Source organism: Rhodococcus sp. WY5 (assembly GCF_018588185.1).
GTDB lineage: Bacteria > Actinomycetota > Actinomycetes > Mycobacteriales > Mycobacteriaceae > Rhodococcus_F > Rhodococcus_F qingshengii.
Map to the genome: position 1 here is coordinate 3,232,397 of NZ_JAAMPR010000001.1, position 22,458 is coordinate 3,254,854.

General features: G+C 61.1%; 19 protein-coding genes. 12 read left to right on the forward strand and 7 right to left on the reverse strand.

Annotated features, from left to right (window positions below):
• Positions 1-2: 2 nt before the first annotated feature.
• Complete coding sequence (locus G4D79_RS15140; protein ID WP_099698351.1) at positions 3-1,004, reverse strand: MBL fold metallo-hydrolase; 1,002 nt, start codon at positions 1,002-1,004, stop codon at positions 3-5.
• 297 nt (positions 1,005-1,301) lie between these two features.
• Here G4D79_RS15140 and G4D79_RS15145 point away from each other — a divergent pair, with 297 nt between their 5' ends.
• The 7 genes from G4D79_RS15145 to G4D79_RS15175 all read left to right on the forward strand — a co-directional run bounded on the left by G4D79_RS15145 (position 1,302) and on the right by G4D79_RS15175 (position 11,614).
• Positions 1,302-2,402 (forward strand): LLM class flavin-dependent oxidoreductase, encoded by a 1,101-nt coding sequence (locus tag G4D79_RS15145; RefSeq protein ID WP_003940656.1) that lies wholly within the window; start codon positions 1,302-1,304, stop codon positions 2,400-2,402.
• A gap of 109 nt (positions 2,403-2,511) precedes the next feature.
• Positions 2,512-4,635, forward strand: a complete 2,124-nt coding sequence (locus G4D79_RS15150; RefSeq protein WP_235867918.1) for a hypothetical protein — start codon at positions 2,512-2,514, stop codon at positions 4,633-4,635.
• Positions 4,628-6,145 carry an ATP-binding protein gene (locus G4D79_RS15155; RefSeq protein WP_099698352.1) on the forward strand — a complete coding sequence of 506 codons (1,518 nt, stop codon included), beginning with the start codon at positions 4,628-4,630 and terminating at the stop codon, positions 6,143-6,145. Before G4D79_RS15150 ends, G4D79_RS15155 begins: the two co-directional genes overlap by 8 nt.
• Positions 6,142-9,066 carry a Z1 domain-containing protein gene (locus G4D79_RS15160; RefSeq protein ID WP_099698353.1) on the forward strand — a complete coding sequence of 975 codons (2,925 nt, stop codon included), beginning with the start codon at positions 6,142-6,144 and terminating at the stop codon, positions 9,064-9,066. Before G4D79_RS15155 ends, G4D79_RS15160 begins: the two co-directional genes overlap by 4 nt.
• 33 nt (positions 9,067-9,099) lie before the next feature.
• Positions 9,100-9,954, forward strand: coding sequence for a ParA family protein (locus tag G4D79_RS15165; protein WP_003940667.1), 855 nt, complete (start codon positions 9,100-9,102; stop codon positions 9,952-9,954).
• Entirely contained in the window at positions 9,951-10,442 is a 492-nt protein-coding gene (locus G4D79_RS15170; RefSeq protein WP_099698354.1) for a hypothetical protein, read from the forward strand. Before G4D79_RS15165 ends, G4D79_RS15170 begins: the two co-directional genes overlap by 4 nt.
• A 176-nt stretch (positions 10,443-10,618) precedes the next feature.
• Positions 10,619-11,614 (forward strand): HNH endonuclease, encoded by a 996-nt coding sequence (locus tag G4D79_RS15175; protein ID WP_099698355.1) that lies wholly within the window; start codon positions 10,619-10,621, stop codon positions 11,612-11,614.
• A 42-nt stretch (positions 11,615-11,656) separates the two neighbouring features.
• Here G4D79_RS15175 and G4D79_RS15180 read toward each other — a convergent pair whose 3' ends face one another.
• A complete protein-coding gene (locus G4D79_RS15180) occupies positions 11,657-12,247 on the reverse strand; it encodes a hypothetical protein (protein ID WP_099698356.1) in 591 nt (196 codons plus the stop codon).
• A gap of 381 nt (positions 12,248-12,628) precedes the next feature.
• On the opposite strand from G4D79_RS15180, the gene G4D79_RS15185 reads away from it, so the two are divergent.
• From G4D79_RS15185 to G4D79_RS15205, 5 genes are all read left to right on the forward strand, one after another.
• Entirely contained in the window at positions 12,629-13,501 is an 873-nt protein-coding gene (locus G4D79_RS15185) for a plasmid pRiA4b ORF-3 family protein (RefSeq protein WP_235867925.1), read from the forward strand.
• A gap of 1,043 nt (positions 13,502-14,544) precedes the next feature.
• Positions 14,545-14,898: a hypothetical protein gene (locus tag G4D79_RS15190; RefSeq protein ID WP_099698358.1), complete on the forward strand. Its 354-nt coding sequence runs from the start codon at positions 14,545-14,547 to the stop codon at positions 14,896-14,898.
• Between the two features lie 312 nt (positions 14,899-15,210).
• On the forward strand, positions 15,211-15,432 hold the full coding sequence (locus tag G4D79_RS15195; protein WP_054827891.1) for a hypothetical protein: 222 nt from the start codon (positions 15,211-15,213) through the stop codon (positions 15,430-15,432).
• Positions 15,429-16,337, forward strand: a complete 909-nt coding sequence (locus G4D79_RS15200) for a Fic family protein (RefSeq protein WP_099698359.1) — start codon at positions 15,429-15,431, stop codon at positions 16,335-16,337. The genes G4D79_RS15195 and G4D79_RS15200 overlap by 4 nt, the downstream gene beginning before the upstream one ends.
• Entirely contained in the window at positions 16,334-16,897 is a 564-nt protein-coding gene (locus tag G4D79_RS15205; protein ID WP_099698360.1) for a recombinase family protein, read from the forward strand. Before G4D79_RS15200 ends, G4D79_RS15205 begins: the two co-directional genes overlap by 4 nt.
• A 287-nt stretch (positions 16,898-17,184) precedes the next feature.
• Here the strand turns inward: G4D79_RS15205 and G4D79_RS15210 are convergent, their stop codons facing one another.
• The 5 genes from G4D79_RS15210 to G4D79_RS15230 all read right to left on the reverse strand — a co-directional run bounded on the left by G4D79_RS15210 (position 17,185) and on the right by G4D79_RS15230 (position 22,453).
• Positions 17,185-18,159 carry an alpha/beta hydrolase gene (locus G4D79_RS15210; protein ID WP_063316911.1) on the reverse strand — a complete coding sequence of 325 codons (975 nt, stop codon included), beginning with the start codon at positions 18,157-18,159 and terminating at the stop codon, positions 17,185-17,187.
• Between the two features lie 300 nt (positions 18,160-18,459).
• On the reverse strand, positions 18,460-19,239 hold the full coding sequence (locus G4D79_RS15215) for an alpha/beta fold hydrolase (protein ID WP_308252612.1): 780 nt from the start codon (positions 19,237-19,239) through the stop codon (positions 18,460-18,462).
• Positions 19,240-19,283: 44 nt separating this feature from the next.
• On the reverse strand, positions 19,284-19,721 hold the full coding sequence (locus G4D79_RS15220) for a nitroreductase/quinone reductase family protein (RefSeq protein WP_099698362.1): 438 nt from the start codon (positions 19,719-19,721) through the stop codon (positions 19,284-19,286).
• A 97-nt stretch (positions 19,722-19,818) separates the two neighbouring features.
• Positions 19,819-20,790 (reverse strand): NAD(P)H-quinone oxidoreductase, encoded by a 972-nt coding sequence (locus tag G4D79_RS15225; protein ID WP_081558892.1) that lies wholly within the window; start codon positions 20,788-20,790, stop codon positions 19,819-19,821.
• Positions 20,791-20,860: 70 nt separating this feature from the next.
• The gene (locus tag G4D79_RS15230) at positions 20,861-22,453 is read right to left on the reverse strand and encodes a succinic semialdehyde dehydrogenase (RefSeq protein ID WP_081558667.1); all 1,593 of its coding nucleotides are present in this window, start codon (positions 22,451-22,453) and stop codon (positions 20,861-20,863) included.
• Positions 22,454-22,458 lie beyond the last annotated feature (5 nt).

Consider the following 22,458-nt stretch of genomic DNA (forward strand, 5'->3'; position numbering starts at 1 on the left):
TTTCAGACGGAGCGAGCGAAGAGTGCGGGATCGGAGCCGGGGACCTGAGAGACCTGCTCTCGGGCAACCAGATGGCGAAGGTGAGCCGCGCCCTCGGACAGCGCCATCGTTTTGCCCATCGGGGAGATCTCGGCCCACGGCTTGTACCACTTCATCTTTGCCGCGACGTCCCACACAGTGAGCTTGTCGTCGGCGAACTCGTGCAGCAGGTGATCGAGTCGTTCCTGGTGGTGCTCGATCAGCTCGCCGGCGCGACCTCCGACGTCGTCGATCGGAATGCCGTGAGCGCCGAGACCGCGGGTGATGTTCATGTTCTGCACCCGTGCGAGCGAGTCGAGAAAATCGGCGAGGGCGTCACGTTCGTCGAGTGGGTACACGAAGTTGCCGACGTGTGGGGTTGTCTTCTGCAGGACGTGGTCGCCGGTGAACATGACGTCGGCGTCGTCGAGGTAGAAGCAGACGTGACCAGGCGTGTGGCCGGGGGTGTAGACAACGCGGAGGCCGCGGCCGGTGAGCGCGATGATTTCGTCGTCCGCGAGAAGGCGGTCGGGGGCCGACTCGGGGCCCACCGGAGACTCACCCGCAGCAGCCAACCGGAAGGCGTCGCGGTCGGCTGCGGGCGCTCCGGCACGTTCCATGTTGTCGAGCTGGTACGTCATCCACTCCTCGTTACGCGCAGTGGCCATCTGATCGAACAGGTAGTGGTCGTCCTCGTGCATGGCGATCCAGGCGCCGGATGCCTCGCGGACCCGTCCGCACAGTCCGGTGTGGTCCGGATGGAAGTGCGTGACCACAACGCCCTCGATGTCGGTCACCGAATGTCCGATCTCGGCGAGCCCCGCATTGAGGCCCTGCCAGCCGTTGTCGTCACCCCAACCAGCGTCGACCAAGATCAGTCCGCCGGGGGATTCCATGGCGTAGACGAGCGTGTGCCCGAGCGGGTTGTCCGTGATCGGGACAGGAATCTGGAATATGCCATCACCGATGGCTGCCGCACCATTCATAACAAGTACCTCTTAACGAGTAAGGGAACGCACTCTTAGTACTTCATGTTTACCGTGCGCTTGATTGGTCGGTGACACAGGTCCTGCCTGGCGGGAGTTCGGCATGTTTTCGGTCGACTTCGGATCGGTGAGAGTTTTATCGACTGAATGGTCTCATTGAGTCGAAAGATCCTGCTGAATAGCGTATTTCGCGAATTCGTTGCGTTGGGCGCGTCCTCGGATGGCGGATCCGTCGAGCAGTCGCGCACTAGCCTCCGAGGGACAGGCGTGCTGTGTGGTTATCGAGAAAGACGGGTCATGCGTTTTCAGGTTCTGGACATCATTTTCAACCCACCCCATCCAGTGACCGGCGAGGAAGTTGCCCCGTCCGATCGGCTCAACCGCGTCGTCGAACTGGCGGTTCTCGCCGAAGAACTGGGTATCGATTCGTTCTCGGTGGGTGAGCGCCACGCCGGGCCGGTTCTTTCGTCGGCGCCAACCGTCGTTTTGGGGGCGATTGCGCAGGCCACAGACAGAATCCTGCTCTCGACTGGTGTCACCGTTCTGTCGCTACTGGACCCGATTCGAGTCGCCGAAGATTTCGGAACCATCGATCAGCTGAGCCGGGGACGCCTCGAGATCGTGATCGGCAAGGGCAACGAGGTCCTTCAGTACCCGCTCCTCGGGTTGGACATCGCCAAGCAGTACGAATACCTCACCGAGAACTACGAACTCCTCAAACTGCTGATCAGCGAGGAAAACGTCAAGTGGGTGGGGACTCACCGACCATCGCTCGAGGACGCGACGACGCTACCGCGTCCGTATGACGGCCCGTTCCGTATCTGGCATGGATCGGCTACCTCGTTCGAGGCCGTCGAACTGGCGGCGAAGTGGGGCGACCCCATCGTCACCGCCAACGCCTTCCAGCCTCGTGAGAACTACAAAGTGCTGATCGACCACTACCGCGAGCAGTACCTGGCGTACGGGCACGACCCGTCCAAGGCGTACGTCGGCTCGGGTTCGGGTGGATTGTTCCTCGCCGATACCACCGAGCAGGCCATCGAAGAGTTCCGTCCGATCTACGAGGGCGCCGTTGCGCAAGCTGACAAACGCAAGCACGACCCCAAAGCGGTCGGAAAGTCGACGAGCTTCCGGACGATCGAGGAAGCCGTCGACCGCGGGCCGGCGTTGGTCGGGTCTTCGGAGCGGGTCGCCGAGAAGATCCTCGATTATCACGAGAGCTACGGCCACGATTTCCAATCGGTGTCGGTCAATCACGTGCTCGACTTCGAGCAGCAGAAGGACACTTTGCGCCGATTTGCGGAAGAGGTTATCCCGCTGGTGAAGGCCGAACTGTCGACGACGCTGTGGACCTCGGCCGACAAAGATCGGGCGAAGGGTTTCACCGCCGTCGACTGAGCGGAGAAGCCTGACTGTCGGGTAAGCAGGTCCGGCGCTGCGACCGCTTACAAGCTGCAGTAACTTGTTACCGACATCGCGGTCGGTTTTGACCGCAATGAAGGTATCCGTGAGTGGGAGTAGTGCGTTGACGTTGGGTGTGAACTCGCTTCCCGCGAACGAGCTGAGTCAGACGCTGTGGGTCGATCTGTTTCCTTGGCTGGACGACTACGTATCCGATCGCGCTGCGCTGCTCGAGCCGCTGGCACCGTCGCCTGATTGGTGGTTCAGCGAAGCGCCGTCGTTCACTGTTCTCGAGGTCGATCTCGAGAAGGTTCTCTCTGAGCTGGCGTCCCTCTACATCGCTCACCACGCGGCAGCGGTATTAAGAGCGAGCTTTCCGCTACTTGGTGAAGATCTCCCGCTGGAGGCGTTGAGTCTGGATACTCGCGCAGTGACTGCACTGTCTCGGCTCACCACCGACAAAGCAATCGGCGGACTGCTGATGCACACGACCGCTGAGATCTTCGGCGTGCGCGGAACGAGCGAACAGACGGTGCACGACATAGTGCTCAACCTGTTGGTCTGTGCGGTCATGACGACTCCGCTCGCCCGCGTCGAGGCCGCTGAGGAAGCAGGTGCCCCACCCGCGATCACAGCGCTGCTCGACGATCTCGCTCAGCTTGCTATGTGGCGACGGGTCCGAGGTCAGGACAGCAGACCACTCGTCACCGTCGAGATCGACGACGAATCTCCGGCCTCGATTCAGGAAGTCGCCGCCCGGATCTCGGCTCTGACGCCGAACGACTTGCCCGACACCGACCGTACCGACGCGATTGACGAAATCGACAATCTCTTCTCGCAGCTGGATGAGCGGGAGTCGTTGGTGTTGCGTGAGCGGATCGTGGCGCGAGTGCCGCAGCGTAGGGGAGCGATCGGAGCCAAGCTCGGTGTGGGCTCGGGGCGAGTCGGGCAGATCGAGGCCGACGTGAAAGCCAAACTCAACGCGGCGTGCGGATTCGGGACGGCGGTGGGGAACCTGCTTGCCAGCCTGCGCGTCGAGATTCAGCCGGTGGCTTCGCTTGATCGCCTCCTCGACGTGCATCCGAGCATCGCGGCGGAGGTGCCTGGTTACGGAGTTCCGCTGTGGTTGGTTCTGGACCGTCTCGACGACTACTTCGAGGTGACTGACGGTTGGGCTGCCGCTCCGGGCGTCGCGGAGGCCAAGAAACGCACTCAGACCTTGCTGGAAGACTTTGAGTCCCCGAACGGTGTGGTTGCACTCGACGACGTCGCCGAAGTTGTGTCGATGTCACGCGGCGAACTGGAGAAGTGGCTTGCGTGGTGCGGCGTTGTCGTTGTGGCGGAGTCTGCGCTGACGCGTGCGCGTCGGATCTCCGATCTGGCAGTCGGCGCGCTCGAAGCCGTCGGATCGCCGAAGTCCGTCGTCGAGCTTGTGGAGTTGCTGAAGTCCGATCGCAGTGACCGGTCGATCGAGCGCGCGCTCGAGGCCGACGATCGCGTGGCGCTCGACGGCGCAGTGTGGCGGCTGCACGCCTGGGGAAGCGCGGATTCCGTTGGGGAGGAATCGGTTTCTTCGGGAGAGGCTGAAGGAACCAGTGAGTTCAACATTGGTGGTGACGGGATAGTCCGGCGCAAGCGGACACGCAACACTGCGAAGACGCCAGAGTTGACTCGCCGCCTGTACCGGTCAGGTAGTACGTGGCGGTATCGACTGACTGTGACCGCAGATCATCTGCGGGGCTCCGGATTTGCTGTACCCGCCGGTGTTGCGGTCGCTGCCGGCTGTGCGCGCGGCGAGACCATCGAGTTGGAGAGCCACCTCGGTGTTCAAGCAGTTCGGTGGACCGGAGCGCAGCCGACGTTCGGCACTATCCGCCGATTCCTGCGTGAACTCTCCGCTGTCGAGGGTGAAGACGTGTTGCTCGAACTGTGGCAAGACGGAACCTTCCGCGTGGTTCGACCGGCGGTTCTCCACTCTGACATCGACCCACTACGTCAGGCACTCGCAGAGGTTGGAAATCGCGAGCCATTGCGAACTGCCGAGAGACATGTGGTGCGGATCCTTGCCGAAGCCGTGTGCCTGGACGGCGAAGATCGTCCACGAAAGATTCTGCGCGCGTACGAAGATCGTGGAGAGTACGTGATTCTGGACTTCTTGGAGGCGGCATGGAGGCGCGGCGAAGCATCCGAAATCGACGAGGCAGACGGTAACGATGCATCTCATGACTGACGTCGCGGACACCCGCATAGTGGGCACCAAGATCCTTGCGGCGGACGAGTCCCTCGCCGGCGCCATCGGCTTGCACCACACCATCGCGACAGCGCTCGCCGATCTGATCGACAACAGCCTCGACGCCGCGGCTTCGCACGTGTTGATCAGGTTCGTTCAGGACGGCACACGGATCGTGTCGATGATGGTGATCGACAACGGCTCCGGCATGGACAGTGGCACCATCGATGCTGCGATGACCTACGGCCGTCGACGCGACTATGCCGCCGAGGACTTGGGTCATTTCGGTGTAGGGATGAAGGCAGCGTCGTTGAGTCAGGCTCGGTTGCTTCGAGTGTGGTCTCGAAAGTCCGGGCACCCGACACAGGGCCGTGAGATCGACTCGGCCTCAGTGCAGGGGCGTCAGTCAGTTTCGGTGATCGAGGACCGGCAAGCCGAAGAATTCTTCGACGCAGTCACGCCCCGCTTTCCCTTCGACACCGGAACTGTTGTCGAATGGCGCGGCATCACAACATTTCTCATGTCCGCGCACGCGGACGAGCAGACCAGCTGGCTCGAACAGACCATCAACGACGTGCGCAGTCACCTCGGCGTCGTATTTCACCGTCTCATCGAATCCGGCCGGATCGCTCTGACTGTGGATGTCTTCGACGTCGAAGCGGGACGCGCCGGCGCGCTGCGCACAGTCAGTGCCATCGACCCGTTCCGGTATCCGCGCACCGGCGACCCCAACTACCCTCGGACACTTACCGTGTCGATCGCCGGTGCCACAGTAACCGCCGAAGCTCACCTGTGGCCCGCCCGGAGCAATGCACCGGAATTTCGCATCCACGGCGCTCCTGGTCGTGACCAGCAGGGGCTCTACTTCTATCGGCACGATCGACTCCTGCAGATCGGCGGCTGGAACGCGATAGTGCGGGGCCGACCGGACTACGGATTGGCACGAATTGGTGTCGACCTGAACGAATCTCTGCTGCAGCACATCACCATCAATCCCGAGAAATCGGGGGTGACGCTCGACGCCACTGCGTCGGCTGCCGTCGACGGGGCCGTCTTCACCGACGGCGACGGTGGATTCCGCTCGTATCTAACCGATGCCGAGCGCGTGGTGCGCGCGGCTCGTAGTTCTGCACCTCGGCCGATCAGCGTCATCGAACCGGCATCCGGCTTTCCGGAAGACGTGCTCGATTCCTTCAGCGATGCCTTCGAATTCAGCGTTGGCGATGATCCGGTCGCCGTGAGTTGGCGAGCCTTGGCGCGTGATCAGTTCTTCGAAGTCGACCTCAAAACTCGAACTCTGTGGATCAATGCGCGTTTTCGGCGTGATCTGCTCGGACGTCGCAGTCTCGACCCGGCTGATGCTCCGGTGCTCAAGACTCTTGTCTTCCTGCTGGTGAGTGAGATGTTCGAAGGAACCAGAATCGGCGCTCGTCAGAGGGAAAAGATGCAGGCGTGGCAGGAAGTGTTGATTTCCGCAGTGGTAGCGCACCGGGAGCAGGTAGTGCAGTGAGTGATGAAGTATTCCGTGCGGTTGCACGTGAACTCGGTGACGGGTTTCCGCCCGAGAACGTGCTGTACCCGGTCAACGCGCGCCTGCGAGCGAGCTATCCGGACGGCCTGACCATCGCGGACATCATCGATGTGTTCCTCGACGACAGTGCGGTCGGTGTACGAACGGCGCTCACCTCGCGTCTGCGGCAGTGGGATGCGGAAAGTGTTGAGACATGGGTAGGTTCGACTACCCCGCAGAGCCCGGAACGGCGAGCTCGGATCTACGACCTGTTGGGACTGCCGGTAGACGCGCACGCCGAGATGGATGCGCGCTTTCCTCGCGAAGGTGGGCCCGTTGTCATTGCTGCTCAGCAGCCGTGGGACCCCTGGTACACCTCCGAACGCCGCCGCGAGCACGACTTCTATTGGCGTGCCTACAAGCGAGTTCTAGCCGACAAGAACTGGGACGAGGCGACAATCGGAAAGCTGGACATCGCAACCACTGAAGTTGTGCACCGGCTCGCGGATCCGACGCGCCCCGAGCCGTATCAGTCCAAAGGTTTGGTGGTCGGCTACGTCCAGAGCGGGAAGACGGCGAATTTCAGCGGCGTCGTGGCCAAGGCGATCGACGCTGGGTACCGCTTGGTCATCGTTCTGACCGGCACGATCGAGATTCTCCGGAGCCAGACTCAGCGACGCCTCGACATGGAATTGGTCGGTCGGCAGAACATCAGTGCCGGTGTGGACGATGACTACGCCAACGACGAGGACTGGCGAAACGGGGACTTTCTCGAACACGAAATCGATCCAAACAAGACGAATGAAATCCCGGCTATCCGTCGACTCACCACCTCGACCTTTGACTACAAGAGCCTGCTCGCGGGCCTGAGCGCACTGCACTTCGAAACCGTGGATCACTCCCTTCCACTCAATGATCCGAAGAATCTGTACCCGAGCAATATTCGTATCGCGGTCGTGAAGAAGAACGTCTCCAGCCTCAAGAAGCTGGTGGCCGATCTGAAGAAAGTCCCGACTGAACTCGATCAGATCCCTGCCCTGATCATCGACGACGAGGCAGATCAGGCGTCGGTGAACACCATTGATCCGAAGAAGATGAAAACCGAGCAGATCGAGCGGACGGCGATCAACGGTCAGATCGCCGAGATCCTTGGTCTACTCAAGCGTGCCCAGTACATCGGTTACACCGCAACACCTTTTGCCAATGTGTTTGTCGATCCGGAAGACAGCGTCAACGTCTTTCCTTCGGACTTCATCGTCAGTCTCGAGCGACCCGGCCCGTACATGGGTGGTGCGGACTTTCACGATCTCGACGACGTCGAGGACGACGACAAGACTCCGGCGAATTCGAACGAGAAAGCGTACGTACGGGATCTCCGGGCCGAGTGCGACGAGGATCGTTCTGCTGAGCAATTGCGGGCCCTCGACTCGTTTGTCCTGACCGGGGCGATCAAGCTTTTCCGGGAATCGAAGGGCGCCAAACCGTATCGGCACCACACGATGTTGGTGCACGAATCGGTGAAGCAGACCGAGCACGACGCCGCGGCCAATGATTTCAAGGCCTTGTGGAAGTCGGCGGGGTACAGCCAGGCTAAGAGTCTCTCGAGGCTGGAAAAGCTCTGGGCCGAGGACTTTGCAGTGGTGAGTGCTGCGCGTGGTAGCGAGTTGGCCAATCCCAGCTCGTTCGGTGTGCTGGAGGAGTTCATCGGCGCCGCCTACGACAGGATCTCGGAGGGAACCAGCCCCGTCATCGTGGTCAACGGGGCAGCCGAGAAGGACTACAAACAGGATTCCCTGGATTTCCAAGAACGGGGAGTGTGGAAGATCCTTGTCGGCGGAACGAAGCTGAGTCGCGGCTTCACAGTCGAGGGCCTGACCATCACTTATTACACGCGTCGAACGGGCCAAGCTGACACGTTGATGCAGATGGGACGCTGGTTCGGATTCCGCCCCGGGTACCGAGACCTGGTGCGCCTGTTCATCGGCCGCACGGTTGGCGGACCTGCCGGCGCGGACTACGACATGTACAAGGCGTTCGAGGCGATCGTTCGGGACGAGCAGGAGTTCCGGAACGAGCTCACCAGGTTCAGCGGCGTGAATGAGAAGGGCGAACCGTGGGTTACTCCACGCGATGTGCCGCCGATGGTGTTTCAGCAGTTGCCGTGGTTGAGGCCAACGGCTCGAAACAAGATGTTCAACGCCGATCTGGTTTATCGCGGTATGGGCGGTGAAAGTTTTAGTTTCACGATGCAGCCCCCGCGAGGCGACGGTTCGATCAACGCTCGGCACTTCGACGCGGTTGCACCATTATTGAAGTTGTTGGACGAAACAGGGTCCTTCAATTTCGTTGACAAGGATGACGTTTCGCGATCGTTCACTGCGCGATACGGCATCGTCCCTGCACATGTTGTGTTGGCGGCCGTCGACCAGTTCGAGTGGGCGAGCGGGTGGGATTTCGGTCCCCACCGCGAAGCGCTTTCGACCGCAATCGAATCCGGATTGCTCGAAGACTTCGCAGTTCTGCTTCCGTACCCCAAGACCCGGGAGCCGATCGAGATCAAGGGTTGGCACGAGAAACTTCCGATCGTCAATCGCAAACGCCAGGAACGCGAGTACCGAACAGGTTTCACCGGTACGGCCGTTCGTGAGCGCGATGCGATCGAGCACATTGCGGGTAGCCCGAAGAAGAACGGTGGACCGCTTGCGGGTGCTCTTCATCGGAAGACTCGCGGTGCATTGATTCTGGTATTTGCGAACGATCCGGCTCCTCGTCAGTTGAAGCGGGCACAGGCTGGTCCCGTGGACTCGCGCGATTTTGCGACGTTGTTCTCGTACGCGCTTCCGCACGCGGCGGAGCCGTTGGGGCGAATCGGTTTTCGGGTGAAGCAGTCAGGGACAGGGGCGATCGTCGATGCGAACTAGGTGTGTTGTGGTGGGAGACAGGAATGGGTTCTGATGGCTAAGACGATTGCGACGATCAACCTCAAGGGCGGCGTCGGTAAGACGACGATCACCGCGGGGTTGGCCGAGTTCATGTCGCTCGAATTCGGTCAGCGCGTGCTGTTGATCGACCTCGATGCGCAGATCAATCTCACGACGATGATGATCAGCGAGGATCACTGGCTCGAACTCAACAAGCAAGGGCTGACCAGCGCAACCATTTTCCGTGACGCTGTCGATGGCACGTCGAACTTCGATCTCGAAGCTTCGATTCAGCGCGGAGTCTCGCCGGTCAAGCGAGTGACGGGTGTGGATCTGCTTCCCTCATCTCTCGATTTGATCGAGCTGCAGGAGGAGATCAGTGCCCTTCGGGTTGCTGATCGGAACTCCACCAAGCCGGTTGAATTGTTGAGGGATGCCGTCGCCCCGGTGATGCCGTACTACGACTATGTTCTGATCGATTGCCCGCCGAATCTCGGGCCGATCACACTCAACGGATTGGCCATGGCTGACGGCTACGTGATCCCCACGATCCCGGATGTGCTCTCCACGTACGGCATTCCGCAGATCCAGACGCACATCGCGAAGTTCGGCAAAGAACTCGGCCGTGAACTCTTCGAACTCGGGTTGGTGATCACCAAGTACAAGTCCAACTCGGCGGTGCACCGCACGACTGTGCGAAACCTTCGACGCGATCCCAACGTCCCTCACGTATTGCCGGAATATCTCGCGGAGTCGAATCAGATTGCCGCGTCGGCGGAGTTTCACCCGTACAGCACTTTGAAGGTGAAGTACGGCAATGCAGGTCAGTTCGACCAGATGCGTGCAATTACGCAGAACATTCTCACGGAAGCGCAGGCGAAGCTATGAGTGCGGGTATCGATGAGGCGCGTCGTCGAGTGCAGGTGCAGGAGACCGGTGCTGCGCTCTTGAAGTTGGGTGCAACTAATGCCTCGGCCTCGGTGTTGCTGGCCAAGCTGGTTCAGGTCGTCGCGGAGGAAGCTGCCCGTACCCCGCGCTTCGCGAAGGCAATTGAGAACGCTTTTGCAGTTCCTGCCGATGGATCCGCCGCTGCGGTACCTGCTTCTGCGCCGGCGCCGCGTCGTCGTGCTGCGGCTCCGAAGGTGAAACGGGAGCCGGGCGCTTTTGACCCGTTCGAGGTCTTCAAGGTTGATGGGGAAGCGGTTCTACTGGAGCGCCTTTCGGCCCTCGATGCCGACGGAATTAAGGACATCATCGCGGAACAGGAAATCGACACGCACAAGGAGACGGGTCGCAAGCGCAAGGTTGATGTGCTTGCAGTCTGGACCGTCGAGCGGGTGAAGGCACTGACCTCGAAGGGCAGTGCGTTCCGGTAGGGGCTCCTCCTCTCAGCGCGCCGTTGTGGTCCTTGGGGCCGCCAGATTGGCGCACTGGTTCGCCGGACTCCTTCATCAGTGGATGGCGATACCACACGAGTGGCTTCGAATGATTCCGCGCGGCGCCGGCTAGTGTGTGAACTTGCGGGTTGGACGCTTACCAAGGAAGGCGCATAGTGGCACCTTCGGTGATCTCCGAGTTTCTTGACCCATCGCCCGCCGCGCTGGAGGCGCAGTGGAAATCGGTACTCGCACGTCAGGAGGTACCGAAGGGAAGCCGACAGGTGCCGTTCGTTCCGAGCGAGGTCGTGTTGTCGCTCTGCGCATCGCTGTTGGTTGACCATCGCCGGTTCGGTAGCTCTTCTGCACATCGAGCGGGAATGCCGGTCCAGCATCTTGCGAGTTTGTTCAAGCGTCCGCCCACGAGCTTTATCGCAAAGATGGCGAACCTGGATGGAACACGTAGTCATGGCGGGCGATACGAGGTCGAAGTCGCGTCGTTGATGCTTTCGGACAGCGTGTTGATGCAGGACGTATACCTTCGAATTCTGCGGTCGGCGCGTTCCCACGGAATTGACGAACATGCGTTGCCAGACTTCCTCGAATTGGAAAACGGCGAAACGCTGTGGTTGGCGGGACAAGAAGAGTTAGTCCAAAGTGAGATCGAGAGATCCTTGGAGCAGTCGCTCGAAAAGTGGTCTAGCGAGCGTAAAGATATCCCCATCGCTACCACTCAGCGGTTGCTGACCTCCAGAGTTCGGATCGGCCAGCATCGGTTCGCCGCTGGGGTACTCAGCAATCACGAGCACCGCTGCGTGTTCTGCGGCCTCAGCGCGAACATCGCTGGCCGACGCCGGCCGCGCCTACTGACTGCAAGTCATATCAAGCCCTGGCGGGACAGCACTGACAAAGAGCGACTCGATCATCGCAACGGTTTCACCGCTTGCCCGACGCATGACATTGCCTTCGATACAGGGCTCATCACCGTCGATGAGGACTTGAACCTCCACTATGCGGCCGGCGTCGAGAGCGATATGGAGATCGAAGGTCCCCTTCGCGCGGCACTCGGAAAGCCGCCGTTGAGAGACCGATTGATCTTGCCGGACAAGGCGGAGCGTCCAGATGTTGTCTATCTGGACTGGCACCGCACACAGATCTACGTCGCATCGTGACGACTCCATGGAGTGCTTGGCGGAGCTGATCGGAGAGCCAGCCTATTTGACTGGGGTAATGCCGAGATCTCCGTCGACGGCGTCTGCTTCATCGCCGCACGCACAGTCACAGTCTCCGTCGCAACCGCCGGGATTGCAGTCGCCGGCGTAGCTGTCGTCATCCGCGTCGCAGTCGAGGGACCCTCCGAAGGATTCAGCAAAATCGTCGTCGAGTTCGTGAGTGAAGTCGTGAACCTCGTCGATCAGGTTCAGCAGATGCTGCGGAGCGAAGGGATCGGCGTCGAGCATCGTGGAGACCAGTAGGTGGTCGCCGCTGAAGGCGAAGCGCAGGCGTGGCCATTCCTGCGCGAGTTCGATCAGTCGAGTCGCAGCGTGCGAGGGATTGCCGAGGCCCGTCAGGACCGAGGACCAGACGTTGATCTGAGGGCCGTCATCCGCAACAGTTACGTAGACGACAAACCCGTGAACCGGCACGACGATGTCGCCATCGTCATCGGTGGCAGGCTCACTGCCCAGTAGTTCGGCGAGGGTCTGGACGCACAGGCGAACCAACTCGTCGCGCTCATCCGTCACCAAGGCAATTGCGCCGTTGATGTGGAGGGGCTGGTCGGCGGTCGTGTCTTGGTCGCTCATGGATCCTCATGTTCTGTGCCAGTCCGAGCAGGCGCTGGGCACTGTTTTCGTACGGTAGCTGTCAGGTCTACGGTAATCGGCGCACACTATTGTCCGCGCAGTGGATGATTAATAATGCCTGCGCAGGTCCGTGTTGATCAGGACTTGACAGCCGACCAGCGACGAGGTGCGAGCCCCGACAAATCGGGCAACCTTGTGGCAGTGAGTATCTCGGCTGTCGGTAGGTAGATCTAGCCTCCATGCATGACGGGTCAGAGAGTTCGGCGAGCTTCACATCTGCGTTTGGTAGCTGCATATCAAGCGGCGCAAAGCCAGATGAAGGTCCTTACGCCGAGGCAGATGCGGAATCAGCGTCGACGGCCGGAGGTGGCGAACTTTGTCATGCGGATCGAACTCGATTGCATCACGCCGCCTATTTGGAGACGGTTTTCGGTTCCGTCGAATATCGAACTGGACCAACTTCATTCGATTGTGCAGGCGGTGATGGGGTGGGGAGATCAACACGCTCATCAGTGGGTGAGTGTCCATCATTCAACGGACAATGGCCCAGATCGATATATCGCGCCAGAGGTGATCGAGCGCGACGGATACCAGGAAGACGAGTTTGGTGAGGACGAAGTCCGGATCGACGAGGCAGTTACCGCGGTAGGGGAGTACGTCCGTTATGAGTACAACGCCCGCGCAAGGTGGAGTCACACGTTGGTTCTCGAGCAGATTGTCGAAGACCAGCCGATTTCTGAGCCATCGTGTCTCGACGGTGCGAGGGCGTGCCCGCCGGAGGATTCTGGCGGTCCGATCGGGTATCGCGAGTTCCTGAACGTGCAGGCGAGTAACGGACTGTTCGATCCCGAACGTTTTGTTCCCGCAGAGTCCAATGCAGCAGTCACCATTGCAGTGGCACTGCATAGGTCACCGCCTGTGGGCAGTTCGCTGTTCGAGAAGTTCTTGCGTCGCCTGTCGGTTCATTCCGCGCCGAAACTGTTTGCCGCAGTTGCCAAATCGGAGCTTCGTGGCGGATATGACAACTATTTCGAGGTGATGCGTGAGGGAGCAACCCGCCAGCTGCTGTGGCTACTGAACTCTGCGCGAGGTGGTGGGATCGTGTTGACGGCGTCCGGGTCACTGCCTGCGGACCTTGGTGCGTCTGCCCGAGACGAACTCGATTGGGACAGTGAGTGGATCGATGTCACGGCAGGGAGTGACTCGCAATTGGTCAGTTTCTATATCCAGAGAGAACGTACGCTGTGCACATGAATTCATCCGGGGGCGTAGGTCGAGCTTTCTTTAACGCCTCCTCCTTCGCGCTGGCTCTCGGCGTACTTGGATTGATCGTCAGTTTCGGTGCGACCCCTCGGTGGGGGTTCCCGGCCTCAGCGCCGGAGCTCTGTCGATCAAGTTTGTATTCAAGCGGCGTGCTCGAAGAAGCAGGGTGGGCGTGGGTCCCATTTCCCGTATCCTCCTGCAAGACATTGGATTTCGATTCAGCCGCGAACTACTTCGCGCTCGGGTGGGGAAACTCCATCACAACCGCAGTTTCGCTCGTAGTGATCGTTGCAGCGCTGAAGGTCAAGGTGAGTCACAGGGCCTGAATCGGGCCAGCCTCAGGTACGGGCTTCGCCAGCCGGGAGAGTGCGCTGCTGATGCAGCAACTTGTGTTGTCGGCGAAACCCTGATCACCTCATACGATCCGAAGCCTGACCGGAAACGGCCGAATTCGGTCAATCAGATTCCACTCGGCTAGGAACCGGCTGTGTATCCACCCGAAGTGCCGATCGTCGACTCGCCTGGCACCGGGGTCTCTCTCGGGCTTCGCCCCAACTTCGAATCCCTCTTGAAGTCCTCGTTCGTCTGGGGAGCGTCGTGGTTCGGCTGCTCGGAAGTCGTCGGATCCGTCGAGGAGGAATCAATCGAGCGGGTACCCAGCGCGATATACAAAAGACCAACTACCATCGCCGCGGCCACACTGACTGCTAATGCAACGGCGATGCGTCGTCCCCAACGAGCCATGAATGATCCTCTCAATGGAGTAGGCCTCAGCACTCGCCAAGTACTCTCGCGCTGCTTTGACTCTATGTGCCCGCGATGTCGCCCAAACCCGGCGCCCAGCTAAATCAATATGTCGATTCCAAGGTCCGACCGCAAACGATCGATTCGTGGGACCTGGACCGAAGCTGTTACGTCAGAAAACAGAATTTCCTCTGTGCGAAATGGATTCACGAGCGACTGACGTTGACGACATAGGCGGTCGAGCCTCAAGCTCAGTCATGCTTCAATCCAAGTGTCTTCGAGTCAGCGCAGTGGCAACCGTGGCCGTTGCCGCGCTTTTCCTACTGGTGGAGGGCGCTATTCGCGGTGACTGGATCCAGATCTTGTGGATCGCGCTGCTCGTCATTGGCTGGATCACGTTGTGGCGCGACAAGGGCAAGTCCACATCTATGCGGAATGGCAATGGATCGCGACTGCGGTTGCTTGGCCAAGTGAGTGCGAGCGTGGCACTAGGCGCGATCGGGGTAGTGCTACTGATCACTCAAGATGCGGTCTTCACCCGTATCGCCGGTGGCTTCCTTATCGCGTCGTCTATCTGCTTTGGAATTGCTCTGTACTACAGGCGGCAAGCGGGAGGACAAATTTTCGGCCCGCCCGTCGGCTAGCCAAATTCTGTTCGAAGGAGGCATGACGTGGCGGCAAGTTCGATTGGAGGGGGCGGACCGCAAACGAACGTATTCGGCCCACGAATTGACCCGAATCGACGCGATCGAGCGACCATGCGAAACCGTCGACCGAAACTCATGACCGAAACTAGATCGACCGAAAGTGACGAGTAGACCGTTTTCGGTCGGTTCGATAGCATCACTCTCAACACAGAACGACGAACACGCCGCCGGCGACCTCCGACAGAGGGTCAGTGGTGTCGAACCGCAGAAACGCGTACAGCCGCAAAATGACAATCGGGGGAGCAGACCATGACGAAGCGAGACGAGATTCCGCGTAAACCCACCCGCATCCTTACCGCGGGTGAGATCGAACGGGAAGTAGCAGGCATCCGCGCCGGACTCGAAATGGGTGGAGTCCCCTTTACTGCGGAAGCGGAAGTGGCAGCCCGAGCTGTCCTCAACGGCGAGATCACCGGCGACGAAGCGATCGCCCGCGGACTCGCCGAACTGAACTCCCGCACCGCTCAGTGAGCAGCGACTACCACTATCCGGGCACCACGGTCCTACGAAACCGACTCGGATACACCGACCCTCACACGCTCGCACAGGCCGAAGCCCTCATCGCCGCAACACGAATGGCGGAGCTTGCAGCGAACCCGATCGACGGGCACTTCGACTTCGCGCACCTGCAAGCGATCCACCGACACCTGCTCGGTGACCTGTACGAATGGGCCGGTGAAATCCGCACCATCGACACCGCGCCAGGCGATCTCGGCATCCTCCACGACCCACCCGCCGCCGTCCCCGGTGAACTCGACCGAGTGTTCACCGACATCAACAGCGGCGTCTACGTCAACCACCACAGCCACGAAGCGTTCGTCCAGGACCTCGCCGGCCACTGGGGAGACCTGACCAGCGTCCACCCGTTCGTCGACGGAAACTCCCGCACCCAAAGGGTTTTCTTCGACCAACTCGCCCGCGACGTCGGGTGGGCCATCGAATGGCGCGAACTCAGCGTCGACGCCGTCCAAGCTGCCCGCAACTTCGCTTACATCGACGGCGGAACCATCCTCGCCGACGTCCTAAGACCCGCGATCAAACCCGTCACCGACGTACCCGCGGGCTCCATCGCCACATCACCGCGTGGCACCACCATGACCTTCCCCGAACACTGGCAGGCAATGATCGAGCACTACGACACCATGCCCGAACAGGCCTACACGTGGGCTAGCCAGATCAAACCGGAAGCACCACAACATGAACCACAGGTGACCGAGATTCGGCCAAGACTTGAGCCCGTCGCTCCGGAGCGAGAACTAGCCGACCTCGACACCACCAAGTTCCACACCCACTGGAGCCCCGAGGTCGACCACCAACTCATGAACAGCCGCACCATCCCACAACACAGCAGCAGATCAGAAGGACCGAGACTGTGAGCATCATCGGATACGCCCGCGTCTCCACCCTCGAACAAAACCCCGAACTGCAAGAACACGCCCTCCGACAAGCCGGCGCAATCCGCATCTTCACCGACTACGAATCCGGCTCCACAGCGCAGCGCCCCCAGCTCACCGAATGCCTGAACTACCTACGCGAGAACGACGGCGACGTCCTCATCGTCTGGAAACTCGATCGCCTCGGACGATCCGTCCGCCACGTCATCGACACCGTCCACAACCTCGGCGAACGCGGCATCGCATTCCGTTCCCTCACAGAAGGATTCGACACCACCACCGCAGGCGGCGAATTCCTCTTCCACATCATGGCAGCCCTCGCCCAAATGGAGCGCCGCATGATCGTCGAACGCACCCACGCCGGCCTCGAAGCCGCCCGTCGCCAAGGCCGACACGGCGGCCGACCCACCGTCATGACACCCGAACGCACAGAACTCGCCCGTACCCTCCGCGAACAGGGCAAGAGCCTCGACGCCATAGCCGCAACGCTCGGCGTCGGCAGATCCTCCGTCAGCCGCGCACTCCTGACGGGCGCTAAATAGATCGATTGGTGTCGATAACCACGTGAGCAGGGCATAGAGCCCGATGCAGTGCGCGCACGATATCGCCACGCGCACTCGTCACCCAGGCATGGCCGCCACGTGGGCGGCGATTCCTGGGCACAGCTCTACCGTCGTCCGCCCCTGATGCCGGCTTGGCAGCAACATCTATTAGCGCAGTGTGCAGTGCAGTTGGCACCGCATCCGTACAGGTGGGGACTGGTTTCTCTTGGAAACTGATCTAATTCCGTGCCGCCGCTGTCGCCTACCTGTCGTGGCTCGGACTTGTGTCAGCTGCCGTGCAGTGCGGCACGGAGTGCGTCCACGGCGAGGGTCCGTGCAACATTGGCAGCGCGGGTGTTTCGGAGGCTGTCGAGCAATAGGAAATCGTGAACCATTCCGGCCACGCGCACCGATGTCACGTCGACACCTGCCTCTCGGAGCTTATTCGCGTACTGCTCTCCTTCGTCCCGAAGGACATCGGCTTCGTCGGTGATGACCAACGTGGTCGGGAGTCCGGCGAGGTCCTCGAGGGAAGCCTGTAGCGGCGAGGCGTGCACTTCTGCGCGCTTCGCGGGGTCGGAGGTGTAGGCGTCCCAGAACCATTTCATGCCGTCGCGGGTGAGGTAGTAGCCTTCGGCGAACTGCAGGTAGGACGGAGTATCGAAGTCCGCGTTGGTGACTGGGTAGAGCAACACCTGTGCCTTGAGGTCGATACCTCCACGTTCTTTGTTCATGAGTGCAAAGACCGCAGACATGCATCCGCCGACGGACTCCCCGGTCACCGCGATGCGGGTAGTGTCCAGGCCGTGCTCGGCTCCGTGCTCGAGTATCCACTGCCCAACCGCGTAGTTCTGTTCGACTTGGGTCGGGTACTGGGCTTCGGGCGCGCGGTCGTAGACGGGAAATACTCCGGCAGCGTCGGCGCCTACCGCGAGTTCGCGAAACAGTCGATCGTGTGTCTTGTCGTCTCCGAAAACCCATCCGGCGCCGTGGATGTAGAACACCACCGGCAGTGGTCCGGTAGCGCCTTTCGGTCGAATGATGCGAGTGCGGACCGTTCCCCATTGGCCTGCATCGACGTCCACCCACTCTTCGTCGACGTCGGGTCGTGCGACGCCGTCGCCACTTTGTAGGTCCCGCAGTATCTTTCGTCCTTCTTCGGGTGGCACTTCGTAGATTCGGGGGTGGGGGTCGGTGGCCTCGCACAGCTCCTTCGCTGCCGGTTCGAGGTACGGAGTGAGCGGTGGTGGTAGTTCGGACATGTCAGCTGGCCTCTCGGGTGGGGGAGCGATGGGACGAAGCAGGCGATGGTTGGTCTTTCGAAAACTCGGTCAAGAAGTGCCGGTACATTCGAAGGGAGGGTACCTGGCGGAAGTACGCAAACCCGCTGCATAGCAAGTAGTTTCGTGCTCCAGTTGCATCGGGTAGTAGTCGCTACTTCGACCCCGCACTGCCGACGAGCGATCGACGTTCGGTTGAATGTGTGCACCTCTCACATGACCTAAACATATTGCCTGTCGGGTCGTCAATGGATCGATGTTCGCGCGTGTCGGAGGCGACCGTCATGGCTTCTCCCACCAGGCAACGATGCGTGCGACCACCTGTGAACTTCCCCGGACCCATCTGACGTGATCGTTGCTCGCACCGGGCAAGACGTCGTCGTGCTCGTACTGCCATCGTGTCACCGCGCGTGTGTCGAACAGTTTCTCCGCGAAGATGTCCACCGATCGTGGTGGGGCCATGGCGTCCGATGCGAAACTGATGACGAGAGCGGGCGTCGCGATCGGCCGATCGGCTTTGTACGGTGGGTTGCCTGTGATGACCGTGCGGGCCCATTGCCGCATCAACGTGCGAGCGCCGGGGCCGCCGAAAGCCGGTGTCGGTACGTAGCCGAACAGTGTGGTGAGCAGCGGGACGGCTACTGCGCCCATGAGCAAGACGTGTAGCCCGCAGAATCGGTAGGTTCGATGGTGGGGGAGCGCAGCAGCTACGGTGACCATTGCCTCGACCGCCGGGTGGTTCAGTTGGTGTCCGGCGACGAGTTGACCGCCGAGACTGTGCCCGAGCAACAGGATTGGCTGCTCGGGATGATCCCTCCGCGCACAGGTAATTGCGTCCTCGATGTCGTCGATTTCGTCCTGGTAGGACCAATCGTGTCTGCGGTCGGCGCGGGGCTCGCCGCGTTCGAATCCTCGTCGTCGAATAGCATGGGCCTCCCACCCGTGCCGTGCGAACTCTGCGACCAGCGGTTCGTAGAAGTGCGACCCTATTGCCATCGCGGGCGCGATCAGGACAAGGGGAGCGCTCGAGCTGTGCAAGCGGTGACGAATCGGAGTGCACAACGGACGAGGTGGGCCTTCGTCTTGTGCTGCGTGGTGTTCGTTTCTCACAGTTGGCAGATCACCAGTGGTATTTCGCGCTGTGTTCGTCGTTGGTAGTCGGCGTAGCCTTTATAGGCAGCAACGACTTTGGTCCACAGTGCGGCTCGTTCTTCTGCGGACGCGGTGCGTGTGTGTACCGCGAAGCGTTCTCCGTCCATGACGAGTTCGGCGCCGGGGTGGGCCTGGAGGTTTTTATACCAGTCCGGATCGCGGTCGTCGCCGCCTTTCGACGCGACGAGCACGATCCAGTCCTTTTCTCGGACAGGGGTTGTCAGGTAACACGACCGCGGGAGTCCTGACGAGCGTCCGATCGTGTGCAGCTCGACGACCGGCATTCCGAAGGGTTTGGACAGCAGTCGCCCTCCACTGACGGTGAGCACGATTTTGTGCGCACCGTTCATCAGCTTGGCGCCGAGGTCTTTGACGGTGTCGGTGTTCGACATTTCTCATCCCTTCATGAAGGTGGTGAGGGTGATTCTGTGTGTGCGTGCGCGGTGGGTGCCCTGTGAGGGGCCATTCGCTCCAGTCGGTTGAGATCTGTCACGAACTCTGCGGCAGGAGAAGGACTTTTCCCACCGAGTCTTTCGATTCGAGCAACGCCTGCCCCTCGTCTGCATCGGCCAGGGGTAGCTTTGCCGAAATGATCGGTCGAATAAGCCCTTGTTCGATCAACGGCCACTCGTCAGTGGCGACGGCCGCAACGATCTCCGCCTTCGAGCCGGGGCCAGTCAGCGGGCGGTTGCGCACGTTGAGGCCGATGATTCGCGCACGTTTACCGATGAGTGCACCGACGTTCGCCTCACCGGTGAAGCCTCCCTGCATGCCGATGATCACCAGCCGACCTCCGACAGCGAGGGCATCGATGTTGCGGCTGAGGTAGCTCCCACCCATGATGTCGAGGATGACGTCTACCTGGCCCGCCAGTTCGGCTGCGAAGTCCTGATCTCGGTAGTTGAGCACGATGTCGGCACCGAGGTCTCGGCAGCGCTGCGCCTTGGCCTCTGATCCGACGGTGACCGCGACGCGCGCCCCCAGCGCCTTGGCCACCTGAATGGCATGGGTTCCGATTCCGCTGCCGCCGCCGTGGACGAGAAGCAGATCGCCGGCTTGCAGGCCTGCGTCGGTGACGATCGTGGACCAGACGGTGCTCGCCACCTCGGGCAGAGCAGCGGAATCGATCAGAGTCACGCCTGCGGGTACAGGTAGTAACTGAGATGCGGGGACTACTGCGTATTCTGCGTACCCGCCTCCGGCGATCAGGGCACACACTTCGTGGCCCAGTGCCGGACCGTCGACGCCGGGACCAAGGGCGACGACGGTGCCGGAGATTTCGAGACCCATGATGTCGCTGATACCCGGCGGTGGCGGATAGAGTCCCTGCCGCTGCATCACATCACCGCGGTTGATACCGGCGGCGGCAACGCGAATCAGGACCTCGCCAGGTGCGGGCGTTGGGGTTGGTACTTCCTCTACGGCGAGGTTCTTCTTATCGTCGACGACGATCGCTCGCATGGTGGGGGTGACGGTGCTCATCTTGCCTCTCCTGTGGTGGTGGTCGAAATCGGTTGGCAGGCGGTGTTTGTCAGCGTGCGCCGATGGTTTTCCAGATGCGTAGCGCGGCGTTCACCACGGGTGCCCATGCGTTCCAGGGGATTGCCGCTGGTGGGTAGAAACCGAATCGCGACTGGTGGGCGATGGTTTGGGCTTCGGTGTATTTGAGGATGCCGTCGATACCGTGCCGACGCCCGAGGCCGGAATCGCCCATTCCGCCCATCGGCGAGTCGATGCTGCCCCATGCCGCGGCGAAGGCGTCGTTGATGTTCACGGTCCCCGAACGCAATCGGGCAGCGACTGAGCGGGCGCGGGTGGCGTCGCGACCCCACACGCTGCTGTTGAGTCCGTAGACGGTGTCGTTTGCCCGTGCAACTGCCTCGTCGTCATCTGCGACGGCGTAGATCGAGACGACCGGACCGAACGTCTCGTCCGTGTGCAACGTCATCTCTGGTGTGACGTCGGCGAGGATGGTCGGCTCGTAGAACAGCGGCCCCAGGTCCGGACGTGGCTTCCCTCCGGCCAGAAGGCGTGCGCCCTTCGCGACGGCGTCGTTTACATGAGCCGACACTGTCTTCAGTTGTTTGTCGGTGGTGAGGCTCCCGACGTCGACCCCGTAGTCGTAGGAGGCTCCGATGGTCAAGGCAGAGGTTCGCTGAACGAACTTGGCAACGAACTCGTCGTGTACGGACTCGGCGACATACAGGCGCTCCACCGAGACGCACAATTGTCCTGCCGACGGGAACGCAGCGCGCACGGCCCCTTCGGCTGCCCGATCGAGATCTGCGTCGTCGAGGACGAGCATTGCGTTCTTGCCGCCCAGTTCGAGTGACGCCCCGATCAGCCGCTGGCCCGCGCCGCGGGCGATGTCTCGACCGGTCGCCGTGGACCCTGTGAACATGATGTAGTCCGCGTTCGCCAAGAGTGGGTCCCCGATCGAACTGCCTCGGCCGATCACCATCTGCCACACATCGGCCGGTAGGCCCGCTTGGTACATCAGGTCCATGGCCCACAAGGCGGTCAGCGCGGTCTGGGTGTCGGGCTTCTGCACCACAGCATTTCCGGCCATCAGTGCGGCGATGGCGTCCGTCGCCGCCATCGACAGTGGATAGTTCCATGGCGAGATGATCGCCACCACCCCTTTCGGGTGGTGCAGCTCGGACGTGCGGGTGAGAAAGGGCAGAGCCCCCCGGCGACGTTCGGGTTCAAGAACTTTCGGTCCGGTGCGGCCGTAGTAGCGGGCGGCGATGGCAGCGTCGGCGATCTCGAGGTACGCATCGCGACGGGTCTTGCCGTTCTCAGCCTGCATCAGGTCGAGCCCGGTGTTCTGATTCTTCAGGACCAGATCATGGAAACGCAGTAACACGCTGGCACGCTCCGCTACGGAAGTCGCTGCCCATCTCGCCTGGGCGCGGCGGGCACGAACGAATGCTTCGTCGACGTCAGCCGGGGCCGAGACCGGGAAGTCTGCGAGTGGTGAACCGGTGTACGGGGCAGTGGTGATCGAGCGGGGAGCGTCGGGCGAGGCCGTAACTCGTTCTGTCAGCCGATCGAGTAATCCTGTGGTCAGTGTGGCAGGCAGCGCCGCGCGGGGATCTGTGGAGGTGTCGGTCGTTGTGGTCATGTCGG

Bases quoted from the DNA above. Each gene is read 5' to 3' on its own strand.
- G4D79_RS15140 (WP_099698351.1), bottom strand. From the start codon at position 1,004: ATGAATGGTGCGGCAGCCATCGGTGATGGCATATTCCAGATTCCTGTC.
- G4D79_RS15145 (WP_003940656.1), top strand. From the start codon at position 1,302: ATGCGTTTTCAGGTTCTGGACATCATTTTCAACCCACCCCATCCAGTG.
- G4D79_RS15155 (WP_099698352.1), top strand. From the start codon at position 4,628: ATGACTGACGTCGCGGACACCCGCATAGTGGGCACCAAGATCCTTGCG.
- G4D79_RS15165 (WP_003940667.1), top strand. From the start codon at position 9,100: ATGGCTAAGACGATTGCGACGATCAACCTCAAGGGCGGCGTCGGTAAG.
- G4D79_RS15170 (WP_099698354.1), top strand. From the start codon at position 9,951: ATGAGTGCGGGTATCGATGAGGCGCGTCGTCGAGTGCAGGTGCAGGAG.
- G4D79_RS15180 (WP_099698356.1), bottom strand. From the start codon at position 12,247: ATGAGCGACCAAGACACGACCGCCGACCAGCCCCTCCACATCAACGGC.
- G4D79_RS15185 (WP_235867925.1), top strand. From the start codon at position 12,629: ATGCGGATCGAACTCGATTGCATCACGCCGCCTATTTGGAGACGGTTT.
- G4D79_RS15195 (WP_054827891.1), top strand. From the start codon at position 15,211: ATGACGAAGCGAGACGAGATTCCGCGTAAACCCACCCGCATCCTTACC.
- G4D79_RS15210 (WP_063316911.1), bottom strand. From the start codon at position 18,159: ATGTCCGAACTACCACCACCGCTCACTCCGTACCTCGAACCGGCAGCG.
- G4D79_RS15220 (WP_099698362.1), bottom strand. From the start codon at position 19,721: ATGTCGAACACCGACACCGTCAAAGACCTCGGCGCCAAGCTGATGAAC.
- G4D79_RS15225 (WP_081558892.1), bottom strand. From the start codon at position 20,790: ATGCGAGCGATCGTCGTCGACGATAAGAAGAACCTCGCCGTAGAGGAA.
- G4D79_RS15230 (WP_081558667.1), bottom strand. From the start codon at position 22,453: ATGACCACAACGACCGACACCTCCACAGATCCCCGCGCGGCGCTGCCT.